The following is a 26712-nucleotide window of genomic DNA, read 5'->3' on the forward strand; positions in this document are numbered from 1 at the left end:
GACTATGAAGACTGATAGAATTCTTAAACATAATTTTTGGCTATCAGAAAAATTAGCTGATGGTGAATTGTATAGAAATAAAATTATAGAATTAACCCACGAATCTGTTAGTAAATATCAAAATATAAGAATATTAAAATTTTTAAATGGTAGTAAAGTTCTTTTTCTCGATAATCAATTACAACTCGCAAGTTCTGATGAGTTTATTTATCATGAATCATTAATACACGTTCCTTTTGTAACACATCAAAATCCAGAGACTGTGCTCATAATGGGCGGTGGCGATGGAGCTGCAGCAAGAGAAGCATTGTTATGGAAAACTGTAAAAAAGATCAATTTGGTTGAAATTGATGCCGAAGTGATAAACTCTTGTAAATTTCATTTTCAAGAAATCAATCAAGGTGTTTTTGATAATTCGCGTGTCACAATTGAAGTTAATGATGTGAGGGAGTTTTTAAAAGCTAAGGATAAAAAATTTGATATTATAATTTATGATTTATCGGATAAGGCATTTGATGATAACCATCTTATTAATCGTGATTTTTTAAAAAAATGTAAAAATATAATGAATGAAAATGGCATCATGTGCTTGCAATCAGGATCTTTGCCTTTAGAAAGTGATACAAATTTTCAAAATTTTTTAAATTTACTGAAAAGTGAATTTAATTTTTTAAAATTATACACTGTTTGGGTTCCTTCTTATTCGGGATTTTGGTTGTTTATAATGTTATATAATGAAGTTAAAAAAATTTCTTTTGAGGATTCTATAAATATATTTCAAAATAAAATTAGCAAAGATCTTAGGTTTTTAAATGAAAATACCTATTATGGAATATTAAATACAACTAGGTTTGTTCAAAACTATGAGGACTAAAATTGTAAGGCCAAAAATAGATGTTAAATAGAAAAATTATATTTTTTATAATTTTGGCGTACTTGTTTCAGTTTATTATTGAAACAATGTTAATTAGCTCAAGTTCTTTTTTTATTAATTCTGTAGGCGCTGATAAATTACCAACAGCGTTAATTATATCATCGATTTTAACTCCTATTTTTATATATTTAATGTCTATTCTTGAAGTATTTAAAAATTCAAGACAAACAAAATTATTTTTGCTTTTTTTTATTTCTCTTTGTCTTTTATTTTATGTGTATTATAATAAAGTTACTTATATTCAAAATTTTGATGTATGGTTTTATTATATTTTTAGTAACATTTTTTCTATTATAAGCATTATACTTTATTGGAATTTAATAAACAGCTACTTTTATGTATTTGAATCAAAAATGTATTTTTCATATTTTATAATCTCCGAAGAAATTGGGGCTATTACATCGGATTTGATAATTAATAAATTAATTTATGATTATAGTATATCAAAATACTTTGTTTTAAATTTCTTTGTTATTTTAATATTAACTTTCATATTTTTTTACATTAAAAAACTAAAAAAAATAAATGATGATTTTAATCATGATGAAAAAATAAATTTTAATAGCAATAAATTATTATCAAGTAACCAAAATTTTAGTAAAAATAAGAATTTATTTAATGTTATTTTTTTGTATATTATAATATTTTGTTCTTTTTATTTTGTTTCGACTATAATTAATTACCAGTTTAGTTATGCAGCCGGAGAAAAATTTAAAACATCAGACGAGTTAAATAAATTTTTTTCTGAATTTCAGTTGTATTCGAGTTTGATTATTATTGGAATAAGTTTCTTTTTTAATAAATACCTATTTCCAAATTCAAAAATTATTTTTCAGCATTTATTGTATGCGATTTCAATTTTGGCGTTGGTGTATTTGTTAAATATACACTATACTTTTTATATTATTGCATTTGCAGAACTTATGAAAATTGTATTAGAGCATTCATTGTTTCAAAATTCTTATGAACAGTTTACTTCAACATTTACCGAAAAAATTAGTGATAAATTACGCAATCTCTCTGAAGGTCTATTTGCTCCTGTTATTGTTGTAATTTCTGGTGCTTTAATGCTATTTGTGCCAAGCAGCTTTTCTTTTTATAATTTAAATTTATTGATATTTGTTTTTATGGTTGTATTAATTATTTTAATTGTTTTGATTAAAAAAATTTATTATAATTATCATTTAATGTTATTGAAAAATAATGTTTCTAATAATAATATACGATCTATTCAGGCACTTGGAGAAAAAAATAATTATGATTCGTTAGATTTTTTAAATGATAAATTTTATAAAACATCTGATAAATTTGTTAAGAAAAATATAATTATTTCTATTGGTAAAATAAATAGTAGAGAGAGTATAGATTTTATTTTTAATGTTTTAAATGAAGGTGATGAATTTTTACAGTCAGCTGCAGTTGATGCTTTGTTTTTATACAAATCTTATAAAGTTCATTTTCTCTTGGTTGAGTTTATTCAGGGTGAAAAAAATAAGAGTATATATGTAAGGCATAAAATTATCTTATTTATTAACAAAATATATAAAAATGCAATAATCCCATTTTTTATGCATTTATTATATGCAAATGATGCAAGAGTTGTAGCAAATACAATAGAAAATTTTTGGGATGTAAATGATAAAAATATTTTACCATTTATCGCAAAATTTTTAAATCATCAAAGCAATAGGGTAAGAGCAAATGCCATTATTTTGTTATTTAAATATAATATTAAATACTATAATGATGCATGTATAAAATCAATTAATCAACTTAGAAAATCCAGAAACATCAATGATAGTCTGTCCTTTGTTTTTGTAGCAGGTTTTTTAAAGTTAAAACAATACTCCCTAGATATTGTAAAAAAATATGAAAAAATAAAAGATTCTATTGAATTTAAAGATAAGCTTATTGAAAATTTTGCATTTTCTTTGGCATCATTAAATAGTCCAATTGGTTATGATTTATTTCATCTTTCTTTTTTAACGCAAAAAAAATTTCCAAATACATTAATGTATAAATTTAAGCTTATAGATGAAAATAACAGAATTTTAATTATTAAAAATTTTTTTGAAAATCATTTTGGTGTTGATGTAGAAAATAATTTATACGAAAATTTTAAAAGCTCAATATATGATTTCAGTTTTGAAATAGAAGTTATTGAAGAATTGCTTAATAAATAATTATTCAATTTCACTAGACATCCCAAAATTTAGCATAAAGCTTTGCCAGTTTACTTTAGGATTATTATCTCCCGTGGAATAAAATGCTTCTAACTTATATTCAGCTTCAGGTTTTGAGATTTGTGTTAAAAATGTGACACTATAAAGAGTGTTTCCTCGCGTATAATTTATTCCAGCTGTATAGCCATTAAAATTGACGTTTATAAACTGATCTTCTACTGAAGGATCGCCGCACCAATTATTAGTAAAAAAACCAAGATTAAAATTAAACAAATCAAATACATTTGTTTGCGAACCAAATGCAAAATCAAACACAGATTTTAGTCTGTAAAAACCATTTGGTGAATCGGCCTTAGAGTGAAAAATAATATCTCCAGAAAATGTTTGAAATTCTGCAGGACTGTATGCAAATCCGGCTCTAATCATAAAAGGCAATTGATCAAAAATTTTATCAAAATTTTTAGGATGGTTTTGATTTAAAAATTGCTCTGCTTGGTAGCTATTTGAACCAAGTGGAACAAAATTGATATCAGTGAGTACAGAATTGTCATTTAAATTTGATTTCGCTCCTTGGTTTAAAATAAATCGATATTTACCTGATAAGCCTAAAGATAAATTTTCATAAGGTTTGTAAATGCTTCCAATTCCAACTTCAAGACCTCTCACATACCAATCGCTGTAGTAAATCCAGTTTTCAACGAGATGCAAATTATTTCCTGGGCTATCTGGATTGGGAAAGGGACCATGAATATTAATTGCCGTTTGAATTTCTGAATATTGAATATTAAAAGCGCCTAGTGTCAACCCAAGGCTCATATCTTCAGAGACCGGAAAGGCTACAGCAACTGCGTAGACGTTATCGGTAGAATGTACTTTTTGAATAAAGTTTGAATTTATTGTATTATTGGAATCAAATGATCTAATATTACTGTCTAAATTTATATAATCTTTGTTATATAACGCTATGGCAAAGGTAACGGGAATAGAAAAATCAAAGCGCATCACACTGCCTAAAATACCAGAAATAAAATCAGAGTCAGTTAATATAAATTTAGAAGTGTTATTGCCAAGAAAACCTTGTTGCGTTATTGTTGAGTTATATACTGTATTGGTTGAAACAGTAACCTCTGTTTCTTTTGCAAAAACAATTCCTGCAGGATTATAGAAAACAGCCGCCGGTGTGTTAGCAATGGCTGTGAACGCACCGCCAACACTTGGTGCTACGGTTCCAACTAAAAAGCTATTGTGGTGCCACCAGTCTGCTTTTGAAAATGTAGGAAAAAAAAATATAATTATTACTATAAATTTTAATAAAGACCATTGCATTTTAGCTTGTGCCTTTAACTAACAATTCTATTCCTTGCGCTGTATGTTCGAGTTTTTGACTTTCATCGAGTAACTGTGTTGAGGAATCTGCAGCAGAAACAACAGCAGATTGGCTTTTTTGCGTTGCTTTATCAATGTTTCCCATTGCTTCTGCTATTTGTCTGACGCCAATTTCTTGTTCGCGGGTGGCATCAGAAATCTGTTGAATAACATTTGCCATGTTTGAGATGTCATCGGCAATCTGATGAAAAGAGCCTTGCGCTTCGTGTGTTACTTTTTTAACCTGCTCAACGCGTTCTTTTGTTAAGCCTAAAATAACAATAACTTGTTCTTCGCTTTTTGTAATCAGTTCTTGAATTTCTTCTGCGGATTTGCCACTGATTTTTGCTAAATTACCCACTTCTTCTGCCACAACGGCAAACCCTTTGCCATATTCTCCAGCACGAGCCGATTCTATAGATGCATTGAGTGAAAGTAGTTCTGTTTTAGAGACAATATCATTTATCACAGTTGTTTTGGTATTTATTTGCTTAATAATTTCGGCAATATTTTGTAATTGATCATTTGCTTCTTGAATAGATTCCATGGCCTCAACTAAATTTTTCATCGTTTCTTGACCTGTTTGTGCTTTGTCAGAAGCCTTTTGTGCTACATTATTAGATTCTTTCGCATTTTCTGCAGTGCGATTGACCATGCTTGATATTTCATTAATTGCTGCGGTCGTTTCGTGCACCGCAGCAGCTTGTTCGCTCACTGTATTTGATAAAATGTCGGATCCATCTTTTAATTTGTTGGCAATGTCATTGCTTGCTTCACTTTGATGTTTGAGGTTTTTGATTGCATGCGTCAATGCAACTGTTGTAGTAGAAATAATTTTAAAAATAAATACTGCAATCAATATTGATGTGCCAATAATTGTTGCCATTGTTATGTTCGTGATTGCAGTTAAATTTGCTCCTTTAGCTGTGGAATCAACACCTCCTTTATAATTGTAATCACCCAGATTTTTAACAGCCGCTTCAAGATCTGACGCGGCTTTTCTTCCTTTAGATAAAATGCTGCGGATTGCTTCTGCTTTTTCTCCCTTTTTATTGATTTCTATGGCTTCGCGCGAGGAGGCATCATACAGTTTCCACTTTTCTACAATATCATTCAGTAACGATTTTTCTTTTTCTGTATTGGCAAATTTTTGGTGATTTGCAAGATATTCATCAATAATTTTGGCATATTTATCGAGTGTTTTGATATCTTCTTCTTTTGTTTTTATTTCTTCTTCACCCGTGTTTATTAATGATGTTGTAAGAAGTCCTAAAATCCTTCTGGCATACTTTCCAATTCCTTCGTTCATTTGGCTGACAGATAACACACTTGGTAACCATTCTTGACCTGTTTCTTGCGCAAATGTTTGAGTTTTATTAATCATGATGATTGTATAAACGGCAGCACTAAGAATTAAAAGTAATAAAATTAAGATTGAAATATTAAGCTTAAATGATAAACTTTTATTTTTCATTTTATTTCCGCTCTATTAAAAAACTGTGTTTCATTTGTTTTACTTATAATACTTATATTAATTCTTTTTTACTTTTAGTAAAATATCGCTTGACTACAATTTGACATAATCAAAAGTGATTATTATTAATTTCCTGCAATAAGATGTTCGACTTCTGTGGTATTTACTCTTAATTTTTCGCTTTCGGTTACCAAAGATTTTGCCGTATCTGTTGTGGTGTTGACAGAAACTTGACTCGTTTGTGTTGCTTTATTGATGTTGCCCATAGCAGTTGATATTTGTTTTACCCCTATTTCTTGTTCTCTTGATGCATCGGCAATTTGTCCAACAACATTTGAAAGATCCAAAATATTTTGTGAAATTTGTATAAAAGATTTTTGTGCTTGTTCTGTTACGTTTTTTCCATTTTCAACGCGCTCTTTTGTGTGATCTAAAATAACATTCACTTGTTCTTCGCTTTTAGTAATGAGATCTTGAATTTCTTGAGCCGATTTTCCACTGATTTTTGCTAATTTACCCACTTCTTCTGCCACAACGGCAAATCCTTTACCATACTCTCCGGCACGAGCCGATTCAATTGAGGCATTGAGAGAAAGCAGCTCTGTTTTAGAAACAATATCATTAATAACCACTGTTTTTGTGCTAATTTGTTTTATAATTTCTGAAATATTTTGCAATTGGCCGCTTGATTCTTGAATTGTTTCCATGGCATGAACCAACTTTTTCATAATCGTTTGTCCTTCTTCTGCTTGTTTCGATGCAGATTTTGCAACGTTTGTAGAGTGGTTCACATTTTCTACTGTTCTATTGACCATGCTCGTAATTTCGTTAATTGCTGCCGTTGTTTCATGCACTGCCGCCGCTTGATTTGACACTGCACTTGATAAGGCGTCAGAACTTGATTTAAGACTGGTAGCAATTTCACTTGTTGCAACACTTTGGGACTTTAAATCTTCGAGTACGTGTTCTATTGCAGAAGTTGATTTTTTAATAATACCTAAGAATATAAAAGATATAACAAGAGCAATTGAACCCGTAATTAAAATAACAAAATTGGTTAATGAAGTAAAATATTCACCATTTTTTGTAGAATTGATAGAGCCTTTTGTATTGATATCACCAAGGTTGTCTATAGCATCTATTGTGTTAAAAAAAGCTGGTATTGTATTTTCATTAAAACCAACCCATGATTCTTTTATTTTTCCAGATTGAGCAAGTTCTAGATCTGTTTTAATGAAATCTTTTACTTTTTCCCATGATTTTATAATATTATCAAATGCTACTTTTTCTTCATTTGTGCCTAAATATTTTTTAATATTATTAAATTCTTTTTCAATTTCGTCACTAAAATTATTGAGTACTTTAATATTTTTTTCAATTTCACCTTTGTCGACTTTTGTTGCGAGTTCTCCTAATATTAAAGCATGTCTTCTTGTGAGGTTACCAAAACTTTCCGATATTTCAGCTATTGCTTTTACTCCTGGGAGCCAATTTGTCCCAGTATCGTAAGAAAATTCTTGTGTTTTATTGATCATAATCACAGAATAAATTCCTACAGAAAAAATAAGTAATATTAGTAATGACACCGAAAAATTGAGTTTAAAAGCAAGTGTTTTCTTGCGCATACAATCACCATTTTGTTAAGAACCAATAATCAATTTATTTATTTCTTTTGCACTATGATCGAGTTGTTCACTTTGACGAACTAAGTTTACTGCTGACTCTGCTGTATTATTAACAGCGTTTTGACTATTTTGGGTTGCTTTATCAATTTGACTCATTGCAACCGATATTTGTCTAACACCAATACCTTGCTCTTGGGTTGCTTCCGAAATTTGTTGAATAACTTGAAACATTGAAGAAATGTCTTCTGAAATTTTTGTAAAAGAATTTTTTGCTTCGTCTGTTACTTTTTTTCCTTCATCAATGCGTTCTTTTGTGATTTCGAGTATTTTATTAACTTGTTCTTGACTTGTTGTAATGAGATCTTGAATTTCTTTTGCTGATTTTCCACTTATTTTTGCGAGGTTTGCAACTTCTTCAGAAACGACAGCAAAACCTTTTCCGTATTCGCCAGCACGCGCTGACTCAATCGAAGCATTTAAAGAGAGCAGTTCTGTTTTAGAAACTATATCGTTAATAACTGCGGTTTTGGTATTAATTTGATTAATGATGATTACAATATTTTGGAGTTTTATATTTGATTCTTGAATAGTTTCCATAGAATTAACAAGTTCAAGCATGATTTTTTGTCCATCATCTGCTTTATTCGAGGCTGTTTGTGCCATTTCTGTAGACTCTTTGGCATTTTCAGCTGTGCGACTGATCATGCTGGTAATTTCGTTGATAGCAGCACTTGTTTCGTGGACAGACGACGCTTGTTCAGAAACAGAATCAGAAAGATCTTTTGAACTTTGTTGAAGATTGTTTGCTAATTCATTGGTAGTAATGCTCTGTTCTTTTAAATTTACAGATGATTTTTCAATTAATTTTGTTGATTTAAATATAATTTGAATTATAATGTATCCAATAATAACTGAGATTAAAAATATAATTGCCATAATTACATTGGTGACATTTGTTAAGTAAGATCCTTTTTCTGTTGATTTTACACCTTCTTTAAAATTAATGACTGCGATATTAGAAAGTTCTTTGCCAAATTCTAACACAGAAGGTAAAACTTGTTCTCGATATATTTTAAATGCCTCTTCTCCTTTATTTTCACTCGCAGTTTTTTGAGCTTCTTTCATTAGCTTTACGAGTTTATCTAAATGGATGATTCCTGATTCATAAATTTTTTTCTCTTCTTCATTGCTGACAAGCTTTTCGTAAATTTTATAACTATCTTCTAAGGATTTTGTGTATTTTTCTAACAATTCTTCGCTTTTCTTCTTTTCATTTTCTGGGGCGTTATTGATCCACATTAAAATATAGATAATAAGCCTTCTTGGGGCTGCAGTTAACTCTCTATTTATGTTTGTTGTTGATGTAATACTTGGCAGCCAAAATTGTCCCGTTTCATTTGCATATGAATTTGTTTTATTAATCACTAAAATTGCATAAACAGAAATACTCAAAAAGATAAAAAGTAAAACTAGCGTTGAGATATTAAGTTTGAATGCTAGACTTTTCTTTTTCATGGTGTTTTTACTTTCTCAAAGTTCTAAAAGCTAGACTTTTATCGGAATGTTGAGTAGTTACTTTATTTATGGCAAATAGTTTTAATTTTTGTTCAAATTTGATTTTTTATATGGTTATATGAAAGAAAACTATTTTAGGGAGAATTTATGCAGGCTAAAAGTGTAAATCCTTTGACGATACTCACTGACGAAGAAAATTTATTTTTTAAATCAATTTTTGATTTTGGAAAAAAAGAAATTTTTCCTTATGTCATGGAAATGGATGAATCAGAAACTCTGCGTCCAGAGCTGATTGCTAAAATTTTTGAACTGGGACTCATGTCGATTGAAGTTCCCGAAAAATATGGCGGTGCCGGAGGGTCTTTTTTTCAGGCAATTCTTGCCATTCAAGCATTGGCGCAAATTGATCCAAGCGTGAGTGTGTTTGTTGACGTGCAAAATACTTTGGTTTCCAATGCATTATTAAAATGGGGTCCTCAAAAAATTCAGGAACAATATTTTCCAAAACTTTCAAAAAATGTTGTGGGAAGTTATTGTTTAACAGAATCAAGTAGTGGTTCTGATGCATTTGCATTAAAGACACGCGCCTATGATAAGGGTGATCACTTTGAAATTAGTGGTAAAAAAATTTTTATCACCAATGCGAAAGAAGCGGGTGTTTTTTTAGTTTTTGCAAATTTAAATCCCGATTTGGGTTATAAAGGGATTACAGCGTTTTTTGTTGATAAAACATTTGGTGGGGTGTCTTTAGGTCGAAAAGAAATGAAGCTCGGTATTAGAGCTAGCAGCACTTGCGAAGTGATTTTTGATAAAGTCAAAGTTCCAAAAGAAAACGTGATTGGCGAAATCGGCAAAGGCTACAAAATTGCAATCGAAACATTAAACGAAGGCAGAATTGGAATTGCAGCGCAAATGTTAGGGCTAGCAGAAGGCGCGTTTGCTGCTGCAACTGCATATACTAAAGAACGAGAACAATTTGGTAAAAAAATTTCTGCGTTTCAGGGTATTCAGTTTCAAATTGCAGATATGGCAATTCAAATTGAAGCTGCCAAATTAATGGTTTACAATGCAGCACGACTTAAAGATGCTGGCTTAAATTTTATAAAAGAAGCTGCAATGGCAAAACGTTTTGCAAGCCAGGTTGCAGAATTTGTTTCGAGTACGGCGCTTGAAGTGTTTGGAGGGTACGGTTTTGTTAAGGATTATCCCGTCGAAAAATTTTATCGTGATTCAAAAATTGGCAAAATATATGAAGGGACAACAAACATGCAGTTGCAAACTATTGCAAAGATGATACTAGATTGATCTTGTGGTTCTTAAGTTTTTTTGGGAGTGGTTCAAACAATGAAAACAAAAATAGCATTTTTAAATTTCGGTTCGTTTCTTATTTCGTCTGTCATAAGTTTTTCTGCTTTTGCACAAGATGCTGCCAATCAGGTGGCAACTAATGTGCAGCAGGTTCCAGCGGCAGCGGCGGCTGCCGCTGCACCAGCTGCTGGCCCAGCATGGGTTAATTTCGCTCTTATGGGTGGTATCTTTTTATTTTTATGGCTTTTTGTTTTAAGACCGCAATCAAAAAGAGCAAAAGAGCAAAAAGAATTTTTAAGTTCTTTAACTCCTGGTGTTGAAGTGATCACTGCTGGTGGCATTATTGGCACAGTTGTTGAAGTGAAAGAAAACATCGTATCTTTAAATCTTGGCAATGCCAATACTGTACGTATCGTGAAGTCCTCTATTTCAGGGCGCTTGGATACAACAGCAGCAGTTTCTGCTAAGTAATTAATGTGTTGTGCGAGTGAAAAACCGCCTGCTCATTAAGGGCGGGCGGTTTTTTGTTTTTAAATTTGCCCCGTATTTAGGTGAAATTATGCAAGACAAGGTACCTATGTCGCCAATTTGGTGGATAAAGAGTATTATTATTATGTGCACACTTCTGTTTGGTGTGGTTTACACTCTTCCTACTTTTTTGGGTAATCCCTCAGAATGGCAAAGAGATGCGCATGGTGCACCAGTTAAATGGTATCAAAAAATGGCAGAAGCGATTTTGCCATCATCAAGAGTGAATCTTGGTTTAGACCTCAAAGGTGGTCTCTCCATGACGCTCAATGTTGAAGTTGAAAAAGCAGTGCAAGAATCTTTATTGCGTTCGTTTGCTCGTGCTAAAGAAGTTTTATTTGCTGATGGAATAAAAATTGGTCATTTTAAAGTTGATGACAATCTTTCTGCAATGATAGAGCTTGAAAATCCTGCGCATGCCGAAGTTTTACAGAAAAAAATCAATGAGCAAACCCTGCTTGTGCTTTTTGATAAGTTAAATGGCAATCAATTGTATTTTAAACCTAATAAGTCTTATATTACCGAGTTTGAAAAACAGTTGATGCAACAGGCAATCAATACCGTTCGCAATCGTATCGATCAATTTGGTGTGGCGGAGCCTAATATTTTTCAGGCAGGACAAAACCGTATTGTGGTTGAACTACCTGGAATGACCGATACTCAAAGAGCGAAAGAGCTGTTAGGCAATACAGCACAACTTGACTTTAGATTAGTGCTCAATGCGGTATCGGAAGATGCATTGCCTGGGTTGTTAAATGAAGCCCGCAAAACACTGAGTGTGAATGAGAGTGATAGTCAACCCGCAACCATTGAGCGCCTTGCACAATGGTTGCGAGAAAAAAATAAAATTCCTATGAATACGACTATTTTATTAAAGCGCATTTATAGTCAAGAAGCCAATAATACCGGTAAAGTGCTTTCAACAATTCCTTTTTTAGTAGAAGCGCATTCTCGTTTAACGGGAGACTTAATTGAAGACGCACAAGCGATGCAATCAACTGAAAACTATATTCCGCAATATATTGTCTCGCTGAAATTTAAGCCGCAAGGCGCGAAAATTTTTGCAGACCTGACAACCGAAGCGGCTAATCCAAAAAATCCTCCGCATCAATTGGCAATTGTTTTAGATGGCAATGTTCATAGTGCACCACTTGTGAAAGCGCCAATTATTGGAGGCAATGCAAGCATTACGATGGGTTCTGGTTCTAATATTGCAGACCAAATGCGCCAATCTCAAGATCTTGCATTGGTGTTGCGCGCGGGTGCATTGCCTGCTTCAGTGAAAATTGTTGAAGAAAGACAAATTGGACCAAGTGAAGGAGCACAAAATATTCAGGCAGGGGTGATTTCATCGATTATTGCTGGCATTCTTGTGATTGTGGTGATGTTGATTATTTACGGCATGTCTGGCTTGGTTGCAAATATTGCAATGCTATTTAATATTTTATTGATTTTAGCGTTAATGGCACTATTTGGGGCAACGTTAACTCTGCCAGGAATTGCTGGAATTGTATTAACGATGTCGATTGCTGTGGATGGCAATGTTGTGATCAATGAGCGTATTCGCGAAGAAATTCGTTCTGGGTTTTCGCAGCGTCAGGCTTTTTATAAAGGTTATGCAACAAGTTTTCGCACTTTAATTGATGCTCATTTTACATCGGCTGTGGCTGGTGTTGTTTTGCTGGTTTATGGCAACCCGACAGTGAAGGGTTTTGCAGTCACATTGTTATGCGGAATTGTGTGCACATTGTTTACGTCATTTTATGTCACCGAAGTGATTGGACAATGGCTTGTCGAACGTACAAAAATTAAAAGATTTGGTTAAAGGGGAAAATGATGGCATTTAAAATTGGAAATATTCAAGTTTTCCCTCATAATTATTACTTTGATTTTATGAAGTGGCGAAAAGTAACTATAGGAATATCAGCATTTTTTGTTGTTTTATCGTTACTGATTGTTGGATTCAAAGGATTGAATTATAGCATCGATTTTTTAGGTGGTGCTGAAATTCAAGTGAATGTGTTAAATAATTCTTTAACGAGAGAGCAATTACAACAAACTGTTGTACAACAAGGCTTTTCTCAAGCTGAAGTCACCTCTTATGGCAATTTGGCAACGCGTAAAGATGGAGAAAGTTCTTATCTTATTCGTATTCAACGACAAAAAGGGCAAGATGAAAATGCCACTACAAATAGAGCGGATCTGCTTGTTGATAAATTAAAAACTCAATATGGCAATGAAAAAATACAGATTGCGTCAATAACCAATATTTCAGGAAAAGTAGGTCGTGAAGATGAGTTTAAAGGTTATATGGCCTTATTGCTCTCTTGTATTGGTATTTTAATTTATATTGCATACCGTTTCGATACACGATTTGCTCCTGGAGCTGTGTTGTGTTTGGTGCATAATGTGATTATTGCGCTTGGTTTTATGACTATGCTCGACAGACCATTTACAACCGCTTCGATTGCTGCGTTTTTAACAATTGTAGGGTATTCCATTAACGATACAGTTATTGTGTATGATCGCATTCGTGAAACCCGATTATTGCAACCGAAAATGCCTATGGTTGATGTTGTAAACCGCAGTATTAGTCAAACCATGAATCGAACAATTTTAACCTCAACAACAGGGGTTTTAGCACTTATTGTGTTGTCTGTGATTGGAGGCGGCTCCATTGAAGATTTTGCAATTACTATGTTAGTAGGTGTCATAGTTGGTACATATTCTTCTATCTATGTGGCAGCGCCGTTAACGTTAATGATGGATAAATATTTTAACAAGCTTGGTTGGAAGCAAAAATCTCAAGGAGAAGCTGCAAAAGTGGAGCGTCCCAAAGATTATGCACCTCCAATTTATGTCAGAAAAAAATCAGTGCAGGAAAAAAAAATAAATGGAAGTTGAAACCATTGCTTTACAGAAAAGAACGAGTTTTTCATTATATAATGAGACTGGTTTTTGTAAAACAATGAGATACCATTGGAAATTTAGAGATATTCATGCAGTTGCTGCCGAGCAGTTTGATGATTATCTCGCCCAAAAAAAGCTGAAATTACTTGATGGAAAGTCAAACGATACAAATTCTTCGTTACTTGCTTTATTGCCAGAGCCAAGTTTGTTAAAGCATACAGATAAAGCCGCGCAACGATTATTGCAAGCTATTAAAAACAAAGAAAAAATTACAATATTTGGTGATTATGATGTTGATGGCACAACATCATGTGCAATGTTATTCTTATTTTTTGAAGAAATCGGTTATCCTGTTGATATTTATATTCCAGATCGCATTCTTGAAGGATACGGATTCAATAAAATTGGATTACAAAAAATTGCGCAACAAGGAACTCAAGTTGTTGTTACGGTTGATAACGGAATTTCTGCTGTTGAAGCTTGCGAAGCAGCGTTATCGTTAGGGATTGATGTTATTATTACAGACCATCACGATATTCCACCAACGTTACCTAGGGCTTTTGCAATTTTAAATCCTAAGCAAAATGATTGTCCCTTTCCTTATAAAATGCTTGCTGGTGTTGGTGTTGCCTTTTATTTGCTGATTGCACTGCGCAGTCTTTTAAGATCTGCTGGTCACAATGTGAATGTAAATTTAAAAAATTTACTTGATTTTGTGGCAATTGGGACAATTGCTGATATGGCACCATTAACAGGCATCAATCATATTTTTTGTAAAATTGGTTTAGACGTTTTATGTTGCCATTTAACGAGCGGCAACAGAGTTGGTATTTATCAACTATTAAAATTAGCAGGTTGGAAAGAGGGAACTCCTGTTGATGCAGGCGATGTTGGTTTTAAAATTGGACCTCGTTTAAATGCCGCTGGTCGTCTAGGCAATGCATTGCGTAGTGTAGAATTGTTGTGTGAAAAGAATAATGATTTAGCAATTTCTAAAGCAACATTTTTACATCATGAAAATAGCGAAAGACAGCTATTAGAAAAAAAATATACGCAACAGGCATTTGAAAAAGTTTCTGCTTTTGATCCATTGCCAGAGGCTTTGGTTTTATTTGATGAATCTTGGCATCCTGGAGTTGTAGGGCTTGTTGCGAGCCGTGTGCTTGAAAAATACTATCGACCTGTTCTTGTGTTTGGCATGATTGACGGTAAATTAAAGGGGAGTGGTCGCTCGACACATGCGTTTAATTTATTTTCTGTATTAAACCAAGTCAGAGACGAACTGGTTTCTTTTGGTGGTCACTACCATGCTGTTGGGCTCACCATAATGCCTGAAAAACTATCGTGGCTCACCAGTTATTTAGCAGAACAAGCGCGTCAGCTTATTTCAGAAAGTCAGAAGTTGCCGCCCTTATATATTGATGGCAATGTGCCCATTCATTTTTTAAACCCTAATTTTTTAAAAAAATTAGAAGATCTGGAGCCATACGGTATAGAAAATCCAAGAACTCGTTGGTTGGTTGGTCCTGTTTCTGTTGGGCATGTCAAACGGATCGGAAAAGATTTATCGCAATCCCATGCCAAAGTCATGTTTATCGAAAATGGCAAAGATTTTTGGATGACAGCATTTGGTTTGGCACATGTTTTTGAAGAACACTTAGCAACTGGAGTAGAACTTCTATTAGTTGTTGAAGCAAAAAAATCATTTTGGAATGGAAGGGACACGGTTGATATTCGAGTTATTGACTACGCTCCTGTGTTTTAAAATAGCAAATTTAAATGTCTTTGCTAAATTGTGCTTTTTACAGTATAATTTTAAAGAAGACTTTTATTTCTCATATATCTAATTATTAGCGGACGAACTTATGATCCAGTCGCAACGAAATGATTTAGAGCCCTGGTATGTAAAGAAAAAAAAATTTAATACCAATAATGTGGCAGGAGATTTTTCTAAAAAAAATTCAACAAATGAGATGACCGGCGCTGTTCAAGCAAAACAGCCAGTGATTGTGATTGTGTGTATATTTTGTGTCATAATTTTTGCGGTGAGTTCTGGAGTTTTTGCTGCATTATCTTTTTTTGAAACCAATGCGTTGCAAAATAAATTTATGTGGTATTTGCTAGGTTCATTCATATCTTTAATCCTATCCCTATTTTTTATACTCTATCAAATAGGGGGCATTTGTAGTCATTTAATATCTAATAAAGACAACTTAAATAAAATTTCTTTAAGTGTAAAGTTTTTAAAAAATCAAATTTACTATGAAGAGCCTAGAAAAGGGATTCCTGCACCAGAAATGGCGTTGTATCAGTTTATACAGCAAGTGAGAGCTTATGCGATGGAAAAGGCTTTTTTAAAACAACGCCAAGAACGTGCTCAAGATGCCTTTTCGTTAATTAATGGCGCCGATCCCAATTCGTTATTAAAGCGTAGATGGAACGATGTTATAGATAGTTTAAACGAATTTGAAATTTATCTGGCTAATGATCCAAAAGGGATTATTGAGAAGTTAATTTTAAAGTCTCCTCCGCAAAATATGGATGTTTCTCAAATTTTTAGGGATGTGGCAGACACTTTTGACACAACTTGGAGAAGAAAAGGAATTAATATTGAGCAAGCCATTGTCACGCCACTAAAAGCAAATACCAATGAAGCGGTTTTACGCCGCTTGTTGGTGGGGCCATGGAGAAGTTGTGTTTATTTTGCAAGGCGCGGAAATGGAGTTGTCTTTTCGGCAAAAAGCATTGATGGAAAAGTGATTGCACGATGGGAATGTGAAGGGATGGTGTTTCCCCAAGAGTTTTTTGATTTGATGAAAAACATTCAGCTTGATGTGAATGAACGAATCGAAAAAGGCATGGAAATTATTGCTCTTGATCCAAATAGTCCAAATACCTTATTTGCTTTAATTAGTTTTGTAACTTGGATTGATTTGGCAAATGTTTCTGGTTGTGATTACGAAGTGAAGCAAGGTTCCGAAGGGCTTATTATTGAGTTGCGTTTGTAATCAATTAACGCGTTTCATTAGTATAAAAGTAATATCATCTGTAATCGGGTTTTCTTCGTAAAAACTATATGCTTCGTCAATAAGTTTATCGACGACTTTTATGACACTGGTATTTTTGAAATTATTTTTTTCAAAAAACTTTTTCAAATTTTTTTCTCCAAAGTCTTGTTCTTCTTTGTCGGTATTTCCTGTTAAACCATTGCTAAATAAACAAATCATTGAATTTTCTTTAAATTCATATTCAACAACTTTTAGCTCTTCATCAAATTCAGGGTTTGTTGTTACAGGGTTTTTATAACCAATAATGTGACCGCGAGATTTAAACCGGGTAATTTTAATTTCTCCATTATCTTTATAATGAATATGATAAGGAAAAGAATGTGCAGCATTGATAAATTTAACACGATCAAGATTTTCGTTAAAAATTAAAACCTCCATTGACATTGACATTTTGGGATTTCCAATTTTTTGAATAAATTCATTTAAAAATTTAAATATATCAAGAAAATCATGGGTATCAATTGATTTTTGATTGGATAATTCTTCAAAATAATTGGATACTGCTGCAGCAATTAAAGCACTTCCAGCTTCGTGACCTGATACATCTCCAAGTAAAACAATTTTTGTTTTGTCAAATTCGTATATTCCCCACCAATCGTCACCTTTGCCTTTAGCGCTTTGGTAGTAAGATGCAAGTTGAACACTTTCTGTATTAAATTGATCAATATATTCGACTCTGGGTACAATGTTTCCTAAAGCTCGTTGTGCAGATCGAGTTTCGATTTCAAGAGTGGATTTATCATTTTTTAAATTGTAAATTTGAATTTCTAGTTCTTTAAATTTATTGTATATTTTTGCACTAAGCGGTTTGAAAACAATAAAAAACTCAAAAAATATTACAAAAATAATTGAATAAAAAATTAAATAATTAAATGCTATTATTTTGTTTAATTGAGTGTTACTTTCGTTAATGTAAAGAGTAACCATTTTGTCTAAGTCATTTAGTAGGCTATTCACTTTGTAAATGTTATATTCAAAAAGAAAGTCTGTAAAATTATAATTATTTGCTGATGTTTCTGCGAATTCAATAAAATCAATTGTTCTTTGATATAAATTTGTTTTTCCATAATAGTTTCTTTCAATTTCACTATTAGTAATTTTTGCAATGCCTTCTAAAGTGTTTCCATTGGTTAAATCTTGTATTGATTTTTTCATTAATTGCAGACAATTTAATAGATCACTTCTTATTATTTGATAACCATCATTTTGTTTTTGCATGTTCATCGATTGAATTAATAGCATAACTCTTTGACTTAACATTCTTTGTTTTCCAGCAATATTAATTACTTTACTAAAATTTGTTTGCTCTCTTATAAAATTTTCTAATGTGTATTTAAAAAATAAACTTAAAATAGCTAAAACTAATAAAGCTAGAAATGATACAATTAATATTTTTTTTTTGCTTTTAACACTATGTTTTTGAGATGACATATTTCTCCAAAAAGTTACGTTTTAGGAGGTTTAAACTCATTTTCTGATTTTGCAATAATAACTGTACCAACTGTATTGCCAATAATATTTGTCACTGTGCGTGCATCTGACATAAATCTATCAATACCAAGCAATAAAGCAAGACCTTCAATGGGAATCAGGTGTCCTGGCATGGCGCTTAGAACTGCAGATAACGTTACAAATCCAGCTCCTGTTATACCAGCAGCTCCTTTTGATACAATAAGAATTGTAAATAAAAGTGATAAATATTCTGAAGTATGAAATGGAATATTGTAAGCTTGCTGAATAAAAAGAGCGCCTGCGGTAACATAAATTGCTGTACCGTCTAGGTTAAAAGCGTAGCCAGTTGGTAGGACAAAGCTAACTACTTTTTTGGAGCAACCAAAACTTTCTAATTTTTGTAATAGTTGAGGAAATACTGATTCTGATGATGATGTGCCAAATGCTATCGACATTTCATCTTTAATGTGTTTCATAAGTTTAATTGGACTGAATCCATATAATTTACCAACAAAATAGAGTAAAATCCAGAATAATAACATACTTAAACTCATAATTAAAATAAAGTTTGCAAGTAAACTAATTATTTTAATTCCTTGATAACCGATAGTTGATGCAATAGCACCAAAAGCTGCTATTGGAGAAATTTTTGAAATCATACCAATTAATTTAAAAAATATTTGATTTGTTGATTCCAAAAAACCAAGAATATTTTGGTTGTTTTTAATATTTAAGATTGCAATCGAAAAAATTACAGCAAGTACTATAATTGCTAAAAGATTATCACCTGCTAAAGTAGCAAAAAAATTTTCAGGTATCATATTGATAATAAATTCTTTAAAACCGCTTGTGGTTTCTCCTTTTGGTTTGAAGCTTGATATGTCTATATTATGAAAGGTGCTAACATTTATTCCTGCACCGGGTTGAAAAAATAACATCATCGCAAATGTTAATATAACAGCCACAATCGACATGATTTCAAAATATATTAAAGTTTTTAATGCTAATTTACCTATTGTATTATGTTTTCCATGTGAGCAAACGCCAAGTATAATTGAGACAAAAACTATGGGTGATATTACCATTTTTATGAATTTAATAAATATTATTGCAATGATTTTTAATTCAACCGCAAATCTTGGCGCTAATATTCCAACAATAATTCCAAGAATTACAGCAATGATTATTTGTAAAAATAGATTTTTTTTTAATAAACCAAAAGCAGAAAGTTTTTTTGAATTTTTCTTCATATACACCCCATTTTGGCTTTAAAATTATTTATATTATAAACAAAAATATATTATATTAGAAGATTAAATTTAATATATTCAAATTTTTGGACTAAAATTCTTTGTTAGTTTTGTCTAATTGATTTGTTGCTTTTAAATATATCTGGTTTTTCTTCTAAAAGATTTTTTAAAAACCAATTTTCTTGAAGATGCGTTCCAGAGCTACTCCCAACTTTTAATTGCCGGCAAATCATGCTTCCAATTTTTTGTGCTATTGCTCGGTAAGTTGTGTATTTACCTCCATATATAGAAAAAAGACCAGACATGGTTTCTTCAATAACAGTTTCTCTTGAAAGACTAGAAATATTTTTATCTAATTTTTTTAAATAAAATGGAGAATTATAAGGATCTAAACACCATTTTTCATCAAGATTTTTAAAATCTAAATAAGGCTTAAGTGGCATGCATCGAACGCCACAAAACATTTCTGAGATATTTTCTTCGGCTTTATAAAGGTTTAAAGTCTCTTCTGCAGTTTGCATTAAATACTTTTTGTCATTTTTGGGGCATGAAATTTTTGATGGTTCTGTTTCTAATATTGATTCTGTAGTCCCATAAAGCCATTTATCGAACCAGGGAATAAAAAAAACAATTCTCCCATCCAATTCTTGAATCAATGTTGCGGCACAATTATTAATATTTGCATTAGGTACAACTTCTGGATTAAACACAATATGAGTTCCTAAATTTAATAAACATGCAATTTTTGGTAAAATTCCCCATTTTAATAAATTTTCATTGGCCCAAGCTCCTGTTGCATTGATAATTTTTTTTGTAGTGACTGTTGTTGTAGAGTTCCCTTTTGTGATTGTTACTTTAAATCCATCAGTAATTGTTTTTATTTCAGTTACTTTTGCTTGTTCTTCAAAAGTTGCTCCTAATTTTTCGGCAGCTGCTGCCGCTATTTTTACTATGACATCATCAAGCATTTGTGCGTCATAATATAAAAAAGCACTAATCATTTCTTTGTCAATTTTATTTTGATTTAAATAAGGTGCAAATTTTATGATTTCATTTTTATGAATTGCACTTGCAGAAGGGAGTCCTCCATCTCCGGCAAGGAGGTCGTAAAAAAACAATCCTAAGCGAATTAGGCAGGGAGGCCTTTTATCACCTTTAAAATTGGGTAAGACAAATGGCAGAGGTTTAACAATACCTTTTAATAATTGTAATAACAGACCTCTTTCGTGCAAGGCTTCATACACAAGGCTCCATTGGTTTAAATGTTCGAGATATCTAAGACCGCCATGGATCAACTTTGTGCTACGGCTAGAAGTGCCAGAGGACAAAATATTTTTTTCAACCAAATGGACACCATGAACGTTTCGGGTTGCCAAATCATGTAGAATACCAACCCCATGAATACCGCCACCTATAATAAGTACATTTAAATCCATGTTAGTTTGTTTCCTATGGTATAGCCGTTGCGTTAATTTTTAGATGTTGCGCAGTGCGTGATAAAATATGAGCTGCTTCGCGAACCTCTGCTTCATTATTAGTGAGGCCAAAACTAATACGCACACTCGATAATGCATGACTGACTTCGACACCCATTGCAGTCAGCACGTGGCTTGCGGTTGCTTGAAGAGTTTTGCAAGCGCTTCCAGTACTTGCACACACAGTTTTGCTGTGTTCGAGAAGTTTCATGCCATTGACGTCTTTAAAGCATAAAGCCAATATTCCAGAAACTTTATTTGTTGCTGCTCCATAAACTATTGGATCAATATTTTGAGTCAATTCTTGAAAAAATGCATGTTCCATAGTTTTGAAGTGATCAATACGCAAAAGTGCCTCATCTTTTTGTAATTGACATGCTTTTGCAAAACCGACAATTGCGGCTGTGTTTGGGGTTCCTGATCGCAATTGAAACTCATGACCGCCACCTGTAAGTTGTGCCGCAATCCGAATCCGGGGTTGTTTTTTTCTAATTATCAGTGCAGCAGCTCCTTTAGGGCCATAAATTTTTGCAGAAGAAATTGTTAGTGTATCATATTCAACATTATATGCGATTTTAGATGAACGTGCAAATCCTTGAGCAGCATCAATATGTAATAATGTTCCAGTGTTATTGCATATTTCTTTGAGTTCTGGGAGGTTTGTTTGGACAACTCCTGTTTCATTATTGACATCCATGGCACAGACACACAATGTTCTGTCATCAATAATTTTTTTAGCCTTTTCTAAAATAATAAGTCCATTTGCATCCACTGGAAGTTCTGCAACTTCAATTCCTAAACTTTTTCCGTAGTGTTCTGCTAAAGCTTGTGCCGTTGCAATCACGCTTGAGTGTTCGGTCGCACTATAGACAATTTTATTGCGCTTTCTGAGAGGATGTTCAATAAGTCCTCTTAATAATAAATTATTACTTTCAGTTGCACTTGATGTAAAAATAACATCTTCAAAATTGACATCAAATATTGTAGCTATTTGGGTGCGAGCAGTGCCAATTGCGTATTCCGTTAATTCGCCCATTGGATGAATTCGGTTTGCAGGATTGGCAAAGTAACCAAGCATCCATGGAGTCATTGCTTCAAACACTCTGACATCAAGTGGTGTGCTGGCTGCAAAGTCTAAATAAATTGTTTTTTCTGGTAACGACACTCCCCCAAAATACATTGGAGGAACATTTTTTTTACTAGAGCTCATAAGATTACGAGGTAACATGAAATTTTTTAAAAATTTATTTTTTGTCATATATATGTTCCAAAAATCAAGTTAGTACCAAGAATTTAAATTTAAACGTTGAGGTAATAATTTGCAATCGTTATTGTTTTGTTTTCGCAACAAAGGAATTTTATGCTTATAAATATTGTTGAGTATGGTGGTTCATTTGCATTTTGTATCAGTGGCGCCTCGCTTGCAGTAGCAAGAAAAATGGATATTTTTGGAATTTTTGTGATGTCGGTTGTTGCTGGGTTTGGTGGTGGCTTTCTGAGAGATATTATTCTTGGAAAAACACCTCCAACTGTTTTTAATACTCCTGTTTATTGGTTAATCGCATTAATAGCGACTATTATTATTTTTATGATTAAGAAAAAAAATGCATTTTTTGAAAAATCTATTTTGATATTTGATGCGTTAGGCCTCGCATTTTTTACAGTTGTTGGTGTTAAAGCAGGAATTGCGTCTGAACTATTAAATTATCAATGTGTATTAATGGGCGTCATTACTGCATGCTTTGGCGGTGTCATACGTGATGTTATTGTCAATCGCGTTCCTTATGTATTTCAAAAAGAAGTGTATGGTGGTTTTGCAATGCTTGGGGGAGTTTTATATTTTTTATTATTAGGCATATTTTCTCAAGTCATAACTGATATTATAGTCATTATTTTTATATTTACCTGCCGCATCGTTTCATTGTTGAAAAATTGGCATTTGCCAAGAGCTTAATATATCTGTTTTTTAGTAATAATGAATCTTCATAATATGATGAGGTTTTTTTAGCTTGCATCGATGAACTCCAATAACTTGTTTTATTTTAGACTTTGTCTAATCAGGTTTTGCAATAATTCTATTTTTTTTGTATAGATTTTAAATGGGGTTCATTTATGTCATTTCATAATAAAAAATTAAACAATCTTTTTTTGTCTCCATTAGAAATTGAAGAAAGGTTAAAAAATATTGGTGTTGGTGCTACAGCTCAGCGCATTGCAATTTGTAAATATGTGCTATGTGAAGCCGATCATCCAACAGCAGAAGATATCAAAATGTGGACTGATGCAAATTTTCCAAAGTTGAGTCGTGCTACAGTTTACAATACTTTAGATATTTTAGTGCAAGTTGGGATGCTAAAGGAATTAAAACTTCCACATACTGTCAAAATTGTTTATGATACTAACATTAGGCATCATTTTCATTTTTTGGATACAGAATCGGGTAAGCTTTTTGATATTTCAGAAGAGCAATGTCAAATAGCTCTCAATTTGCCCGACGATATGCAGGTAAAGGAGGTGGATATATTTCTACGTGGGAAGCTTACTTTAAAATAAATAACTCAATTCAAATTATTGATGCGCATTTTCACCTTAATTATTTAACTAATTTAAAAGAAAATTTAGAAAATTCAATAAATACTGGCGTATTATCAGGTATTGTTGCAGGTGTCTGGCTTGAAGATACTTTACAAAATGTTGCATTAACGCAAGATAAAATACATTGTAACAGACTTTGCGCGGTGTTAAAAGAAGAGCAATCTTCTGAAGGAAAAATAACACATACTAATATTAAAAATAATATTTTTTTATGTTTTTTAGCGCATGGATTGCATCCAATCAATGTGCACAAGCTCTGGCTATTTCCTGATGGAACAGAAAATATAGATAGAATCAGTAAAGATATTTCACTTTTTCATGATATTTTGCATGAACATTCTCATAAAATTTGGGCCATAGGAGAAGCTGGGTTTGACTTGTCGCAAGAAATTGTAAAGCATCAAAATTGTGTAGGGATTTCGAAGGCGCAAATATTAGAATTGCAAAATATTGCATTTGAAGCATGTGCGAAAATAGCGGAAAAAAATCAACTTCCACTAATATTGCATTTGCGTTCTACGCCATGGGATTTTTGCATGCGGAAACTTATTTGGGCTAAAGATCTTGGTGTAAAAAATATCATGATTCATTGTTATAGTGGTCCTCCAGAAGACATGAAAAAACTTGCCGATTTAGGAGTCTATTGTTCTTTTGGTGGAGTAACAACGCGGGAAAAAGCAGTCAGAAATCGTGAGGCATTTATAAAATGTTCTTCTCAGTTTCGAATGTTAGAAACAGACTCGCCAGACATGCCGCCAGAAATTCCTGGGCTCGAAAAACTAACTGTCAATGAGCCAGCAAATTTAAGAAAAATTGCAAAAATTTTATCGGAGTATCTTAATATTTCTGATATAGAATTGATAAAAATGTCAAATGAAAATATTTTAAGATTTTTAAATATTTTTTGACATCAAATTTTCCCATTGTAAATATGCGTTATTGAGTTCTGTTTGACAACCTTCGACTTCTTTTGAAAGAACTTGTATTTCTTGTTGTTTTTTTTCTTGATAATAAAGTTCATTGAGTTTTTGAGTGAGCTCATTAATTTTGTGTTCTAAATTATTAATTTTATTTTCTAGTGCAGCAATTTCTTTTAAAATATTAGAATTGGGTTTGGTTGATTTATTTTGAACAGTGTTGGTTTTTGCTGGTTCTGCCTTTAAGTTATTTGTGTTTTCATTTGTATTTAAAATTTGATTTAATGCTTGATCCAAATCTGCAAATAAAGTCCATTTGTTTTCTGATTTTGAGTAATTAATATCATTATTGGTATTTGTGAGAACACCTGTTGCAACCCGTTGCATAAAATATCGATCGTGACTTGTAAATAAAATACCACCTTGAAACTCCATCAGACTGCGTTCTAGGATATGCAAAGTAGGAATATCCAAATCATTAGTCGGCTCATCTAAAATAAGCATGTTAGCATGTTCGAGCATGAGTTTAGCAAGAAGTAGGCGCGCTTTTTCTCCACCAGAGAGGTTGGCAACTGTGCGCAGCGCGTCGTATTTATTAAATAAAAAACGCTCTAAATAGCTCATAATGTGTAAATATTTACCCTCAAAAAAAACATATTCTCCTTCAGGTGCAATGGTTGCCCGAACTGTTTGAGTGGGGTCTAAATTGTGTCGTTGTTGATCAAAGTAAGCAATTTTAATAAGGTCGTGGTACTTTATCTCACCTTGCTCAGGAACAATAAAGTTTGCAATGTATTTCATTAATGTTGATTTGCCGCAACCATTTGGCCCTAAAATTGCAATGCGCGATTTGGGCTTAATAATTAAATTTAAATTATTAAAAATATATTGAAGCTGATGTTTTGAGCTTGATGGATGTGCAATAGAGACATTTTTTAAATGAATCAGTTCCTGTTGCCCAAGATTTTGAACAATAGGAACAATGCAGTCATCAAAGTCGCGTTGTTCTGACTGCATTTGGGCTTGAAAATTGATTTCTGTTTTTTTAAACAGAGCTGCTCTTTGCTGCTTTGTTTGAAGTTCTTTATTGAGAGACAGTGCTCTATCAATTCGAGATTGTTGTTTTGTTGTTCTTGCTTTCGTGCCAGCACGTAACCATTCTAGTTCTCGGCGCATGAGATTTTGCATTTTTGCTTTTGTTTTTTCGTTTTGTGCCTGATTTTCTAGTTTTGCTTGGCTGTAAGCTTCATAGTTTCCTTGGTAACACTTAAACTCTCCGGCTTCAATTTCAAGAATTTTGTGAGTTAAGGTATCGAGTAATGAGCGATCGTGAGAAATGATAGCAAATGCAATAGGCTCACTATTTTCTTGATTGTTTTTAAAACCAAACAAATTGCTGCCTAGCTCTGCGATTTCAAGTAAAAGTTCTTCAAGCCAATCGACTGTTTGTACATCAAGATGGTTTGTTGGTTCGTCCAAAAGAATGAGATGAGGATTTTTAATCAGCGCACAAATAATCTGTACCCGCTTTTGTTGCCCTCCTGAAAGTTGCCCAAACTGCTGATTGGCTATTTCAGTAAACAAGCCAAGTTTTAATGCACTTTGAATCATATTTTCAGTCCCAATTTTAGAAACTTCCAAAAGTTTCTCTTGCAGCAAATTTAATTTATCAAGCCATTCTTGCTGTTCGCTAAGATGAGGGTACTTTTCGGCGAGAAGTGCATGAGACTCTAAGTCAGCTTCTATGAGTTGTGTTTGCTTTTCAGAATCAAACTCTATGGGAAGCGATTCTTTAATGAGTGTTATTACTGTTTTATTTGGTTGAAAATCATATTGTTGCGATAAAATTGCCACACGAATTCCGTTTCTTATTGAAACCGTGCCAGAGTCTGCTTGTTGGACACCTTGTAAAATTCGAAAAAGAGTTGATTTTCCTGCTCCATTGGGTCCTACGATGCCCCATCGTTCACCAGGATGAATTGTAAAACAAAGGTTTTCAAATAACCGTGTTGAACCAAAACTTGCTGAAAGATTATAGGCGGTTAAATAAGGGGAGCGGGACATAAATAATCTCCAAACGTTTTTAAGAAGCCGCAAAAATAAATGCGTAAAG

At 32.7% G+C, this 26712-nt stretch carries 20 protein-coding genes; 11 read left to right on the plus strand and 9 right to left on the minus strand.

The window, feature by feature from the left end:
• The first annotated feature begins 4 nt into the window (after window positions 1-4).
• On the plus strand, window positions 5-874 hold the full coding sequence (locus Spiro2_RS04250; RefSeq protein ID WP_338637282.1) for a hypothetical protein: 870 nt from the start codon (window positions 5-7) through the stop codon (window positions 872-874).
• 20 nt (window positions 875-894) lie between these two features.
• Window positions 895-3117 carry a hypothetical protein gene (locus tag Spiro2_RS04255; protein WP_338637283.1) on the plus strand — a complete coding sequence of 741 codons (2223 nt, stop codon included), beginning with the start codon at window positions 895-897 and terminating at the stop codon, window positions 3115-3117.
• Here Spiro2_RS04255 and Spiro2_RS04260 read toward each other — a convergent pair whose 3' ends face one another.
• From Spiro2_RS04260 to Spiro2_RS04275, 4 genes are all read right to left on the minus strand, one after another.
• Window positions 3118-4443, minus strand: a complete 1326-nt coding sequence (locus tag Spiro2_RS04260) for a hypothetical protein (protein ID WP_338637284.1) — start codon at window positions 4441-4443, stop codon at window positions 3118-3120.
• Window position 4444: 1 nt separating this feature from the next.
• Window positions 4445-5956 (minus strand): HAMP domain-containing methyl-accepting chemotaxis protein, encoded by a 1512-nt coding sequence (locus Spiro2_RS04265; protein ID WP_338637286.1) that lies wholly within the window; start codon window positions 5954-5956, stop codon window positions 4445-4447.
• Window positions 5957-6081: 125 nt separating this feature from the next.
• On the minus strand, window positions 6082-7581 hold the full coding sequence (locus Spiro2_RS04270) for a HAMP domain-containing methyl-accepting chemotaxis protein (RefSeq protein WP_338637287.1): 1500 nt from the start codon (window positions 7579-7581) through the stop codon (window positions 6082-6084).
• A gap of 15 nt (window positions 7582-7596) precedes the next feature.
• The gene (locus Spiro2_RS04275) at window positions 7597-9096 is read right to left on the minus strand and encodes a HAMP domain-containing methyl-accepting chemotaxis protein (RefSeq protein ID WP_338637288.1); all 1500 of its coding nucleotides are present in this window, start codon (window positions 9094-9096) and stop codon (window positions 7597-7599) included.
• Window positions 9097-9243: 147 nt separating this feature from the next.
• Here Spiro2_RS04275 and Spiro2_RS04280 point away from each other — a divergent pair, with 147 nt between their 5' ends.
• The 6 genes from Spiro2_RS04280 (at window position 9244) to Spiro2_RS04305 (ending at window position 16850) form a co-directional block, all read left to right on the plus strand.
• Complete coding sequence (locus Spiro2_RS04280) at window positions 9244-10401, plus strand: acyl-CoA dehydrogenase family protein (protein WP_338637290.1); 1158 nt, start codon at window positions 9244-9246, stop codon at window positions 10399-10401.
• 39 nt (window positions 10402-10440) lie between these two features.
• Window positions 10441-10875 carry a preprotein translocase subunit YajC gene (yajC, locus tag Spiro2_RS04285; protein WP_338637291.1) on the plus strand — a complete coding sequence of 145 codons (435 nt, stop codon included), beginning with the start codon at window positions 10441-10443 and terminating at the stop codon, window positions 10873-10875.
• An 88-nt stretch (window positions 10876-10963) separates the two neighbouring features.
• On the plus strand, window positions 10964-12757 hold the full coding sequence (gene secD / locus Spiro2_RS04290; protein WP_338637292.1) for a protein translocase subunit SecD: 1794 nt from the start codon (window positions 10964-10966) through the stop codon (window positions 12755-12757).
• An 11-nt stretch (window positions 12758-12768) separates the two neighbouring features.
• Window positions 12769-13836: a protein translocase subunit SecF gene (secF, locus tag Spiro2_RS04295; RefSeq protein WP_338637293.1), complete on the plus strand. Its 1068-nt coding sequence runs from the start codon at window positions 12769-12771 to the stop codon at window positions 13834-13836.
• A complete protein-coding gene (gene recJ, locus Spiro2_RS04300; RefSeq protein WP_338637294.1) occupies window positions 13826-15607 on the plus strand; it encodes a single-stranded-DNA-specific exonuclease RecJ in 1782 nt (593 codons plus the stop codon). The genes secF and recJ overlap by 11 nt, the downstream gene beginning before the upstream one ends.
• 100 nt (window positions 15608-15707) lie before the next feature.
• Window positions 15708-16850, plus strand: a complete 1143-nt coding sequence (locus tag Spiro2_RS04305; protein WP_338637296.1) for a hypothetical protein — start codon at window positions 15708-15710, stop codon at window positions 16848-16850.
• Here Spiro2_RS04305 and Spiro2_RS04310 read toward each other — a convergent pair whose 3' ends face one another.
• The 4 genes from Spiro2_RS04310 to Spiro2_RS04325 all read right to left on the minus strand — a co-directional run bounded on the left by Spiro2_RS04310 (window position 16851) and on the right by Spiro2_RS04325 (window position 22345).
• Complete coding sequence (locus Spiro2_RS04310) at window positions 16851-18341, minus strand: SpoIIE family protein phosphatase (protein ID WP_338637297.1); 1491 nt, start codon at window positions 18339-18341, stop codon at window positions 16851-16853.
• A gap of 14 nt (window positions 18342-18355) precedes the next feature.
• Window positions 18356-19612, minus strand: coding sequence for a cation:dicarboxylate symporter family transporter (locus Spiro2_RS04315; protein WP_338637298.1), 1257 nt, complete (start codon window positions 19610-19612; stop codon window positions 18356-18358).
• 104 nt (window positions 19613-19716) lie between these two features.
• Window positions 19717-21048, minus strand: coding sequence for an FAD-dependent oxidoreductase (locus Spiro2_RS04320; protein WP_338637299.1), 1332 nt, complete (start codon window positions 21046-21048; stop codon window positions 19717-19719).
• Window positions 21049-21061: 13 nt separating this feature from the next.
• Complete coding sequence (locus tag Spiro2_RS04325) at window positions 21062-22345, minus strand: cysteine desulfurase family protein (RefSeq protein ID WP_338637300.1); 1284 nt, start codon at window positions 22343-22345, stop codon at window positions 21062-21064.
• 102 nt (window positions 22346-22447) lie between these two features.
• On the opposite strand from Spiro2_RS04325, the gene Spiro2_RS04330 reads away from it, so the two are divergent.
• From Spiro2_RS04330 to Spiro2_RS04340, 3 genes are all read left to right on the plus strand, one after another.
• Window positions 22448-23041 carry a trimeric intracellular cation channel family protein gene (locus tag Spiro2_RS04330; RefSeq protein WP_338637301.1) on the plus strand — a complete coding sequence of 198 codons (594 nt, stop codon included), beginning with the start codon at window positions 22448-22450 and terminating at the stop codon, window positions 23039-23041.
• A 158-nt stretch (window positions 23042-23199) separates the two neighbouring features.
• Complete coding sequence (locus Spiro2_RS04335) at window positions 23200-23640, plus strand: Fur family transcriptional regulator (protein ID WP_338637302.1); 441 nt, start codon at window positions 23200-23202, stop codon at window positions 23638-23640.
• On the plus strand, window positions 23556-24590 hold the full coding sequence (locus Spiro2_RS04340; protein WP_338637304.1) for a TatD family hydrolase: 1035 nt from the start codon (window positions 23556-23558) through the stop codon (window positions 24588-24590). The genes Spiro2_RS04335 and Spiro2_RS04340 overlap by 85 nt, the downstream gene beginning before the upstream one ends.
• Here the strand turns inward: Spiro2_RS04340 and Spiro2_RS04345 are convergent.
• Window positions 24576-26663, minus strand: a complete 2088-nt coding sequence (locus tag Spiro2_RS04345) for an ABC-F family ATP-binding cassette domain-containing protein (RefSeq protein WP_338637305.1) — start codon at window positions 26661-26663, stop codon at window positions 24576-24578. The genes Spiro2_RS04340 and Spiro2_RS04345 overlap by 15 nt on opposite strands.
• Between the last annotated feature and the right edge of the window lie 49 nt (window positions 26664-26712).

It is taken from the genome of Spirobacillus cienkowskii, assembly GCF_037081835.1.
GTDB classification, from domain to species: Bacteria; Bdellovibrionota_B; Oligoflexia; order Silvanigrellales; family Silvanigrellaceae; genus Silvanigrella; species Silvanigrella cienkowskii.

Bases quoted from the DNA above. Each gene is read 5' to 3' on its own strand.
- Spiro2_RS04250 (WP_338637282.1), top strand. From the start codon at position 5: ATGAAGACTGATAGAATTCTTAAACATAATTTTTGGCTATCAGAAAAA.
- Spiro2_RS04255 (WP_338637283.1), top strand. From the start codon at position 895: ATGTTAAATAGAAAAATTATATTTTTTATAATTTTGGCGTACTTGTTT.
- Spiro2_RS04260 (WP_338637284.1), bottom strand. From the start codon at position 4,443: ATGCAATGGTCTTTATTAAAATTTATAGTAATAATTATATTTTTTTTT.
- Spiro2_RS04265 (WP_338637286.1), bottom strand. From the start codon at position 5,956: ATGAAAAATAAAAGTTTATCATTTAAGCTTAATATTTCAATCTTAATT.
- Spiro2_RS04270 (WP_338637287.1), bottom strand. From the start codon at position 7,581: ATGCGCAAGAAAACACTTGCTTTTAAACTCAATTTTTCGGTGTCATTA.
- Spiro2_RS04275 (WP_338637288.1), bottom strand. From the start codon at position 9,096: ATGAAAAAGAAAAGTCTAGCATTCAAACTTAATATCTCAACGCTAGTT.
- Spiro2_RS04280 (WP_338637290.1), top strand. From the start codon at position 9,244: ATGCAGGCTAAAAGTGTAAATCCTTTGACGATACTCACTGACGAAGAA.
- yajC (WP_338637291.1), top strand. From the start codon at position 10,441: ATGAAAACAAAAATAGCATTTTTAAATTTCGGTTCGTTTCTTATTTCG.
- secD (WP_338637292.1), top strand. From the start codon at position 10,964: ATGCAAGACAAGGTACCTATGTCGCCAATTTGGTGGATAAAGAGTATT.
- secF (WP_338637293.1), top strand. From the start codon at position 12,769: ATGGCATTTAAAATTGGAAATATTCAAGTTTTCCCTCATAATTATTAC.
- recJ (WP_338637294.1), top strand. From the start codon at position 13,826: ATGGAAGTTGAAACCATTGCTTTACAGAAAAGAACGAGTTTTTCATTA.
- Spiro2_RS04305 (WP_338637296.1), top strand. From the start codon at position 15,708: ATGATCCAGTCGCAACGAAATGATTTAGAGCCCTGGTATGTAAAGAAA.
- Spiro2_RS04310 (WP_338637297.1), bottom strand. From the start codon at position 18,341: ATGTCATCTCAAAAACATAGTGTTAAAAGCAAAAAAAAAATATTAATT.
- Spiro2_RS04315 (WP_338637298.1), bottom strand. From the start codon at position 19,612: ATGAAGAAAAATTCAAAAAAACTTTCTGCTTTTGGTTTATTAAAAAAA.
- Spiro2_RS04320 (WP_338637299.1), bottom strand. From the start codon at position 21,048: ATGGATTTAAATGTACTTATTATAGGTGGCGGTATTCATGGGGTTGGT.
- Spiro2_RS04325 (WP_338637300.1), bottom strand. From the start codon at position 22,345: ATGACAAAAAATAAATTTTTAAAAAATTTCATGTTACCTCGTAATCTT.
- Spiro2_RS04330 (WP_338637301.1), top strand. From the start codon at position 22,448: ATGCTTATAAATATTGTTGAGTATGGTGGTTCATTTGCATTTTGTATC.
- Spiro2_RS04335 (WP_338637302.1), top strand. From the start codon at position 23,200: ATGTCATTTCATAATAAAAAATTAAACAATCTTTTTTTGTCTCCATTA.
- Spiro2_RS04340 (WP_338637304.1), top strand. From the start codon at position 23,556: ATGTCAAATAGCTCTCAATTTGCCCGACGATATGCAGGTAAAGGAGGT.
- Spiro2_RS04345 (WP_338637305.1), bottom strand. From the start codon at position 26,663: ATGTCCCGCTCCCCTTATTTAACCGCCTATAATCTTTCAGCAAGTTTT.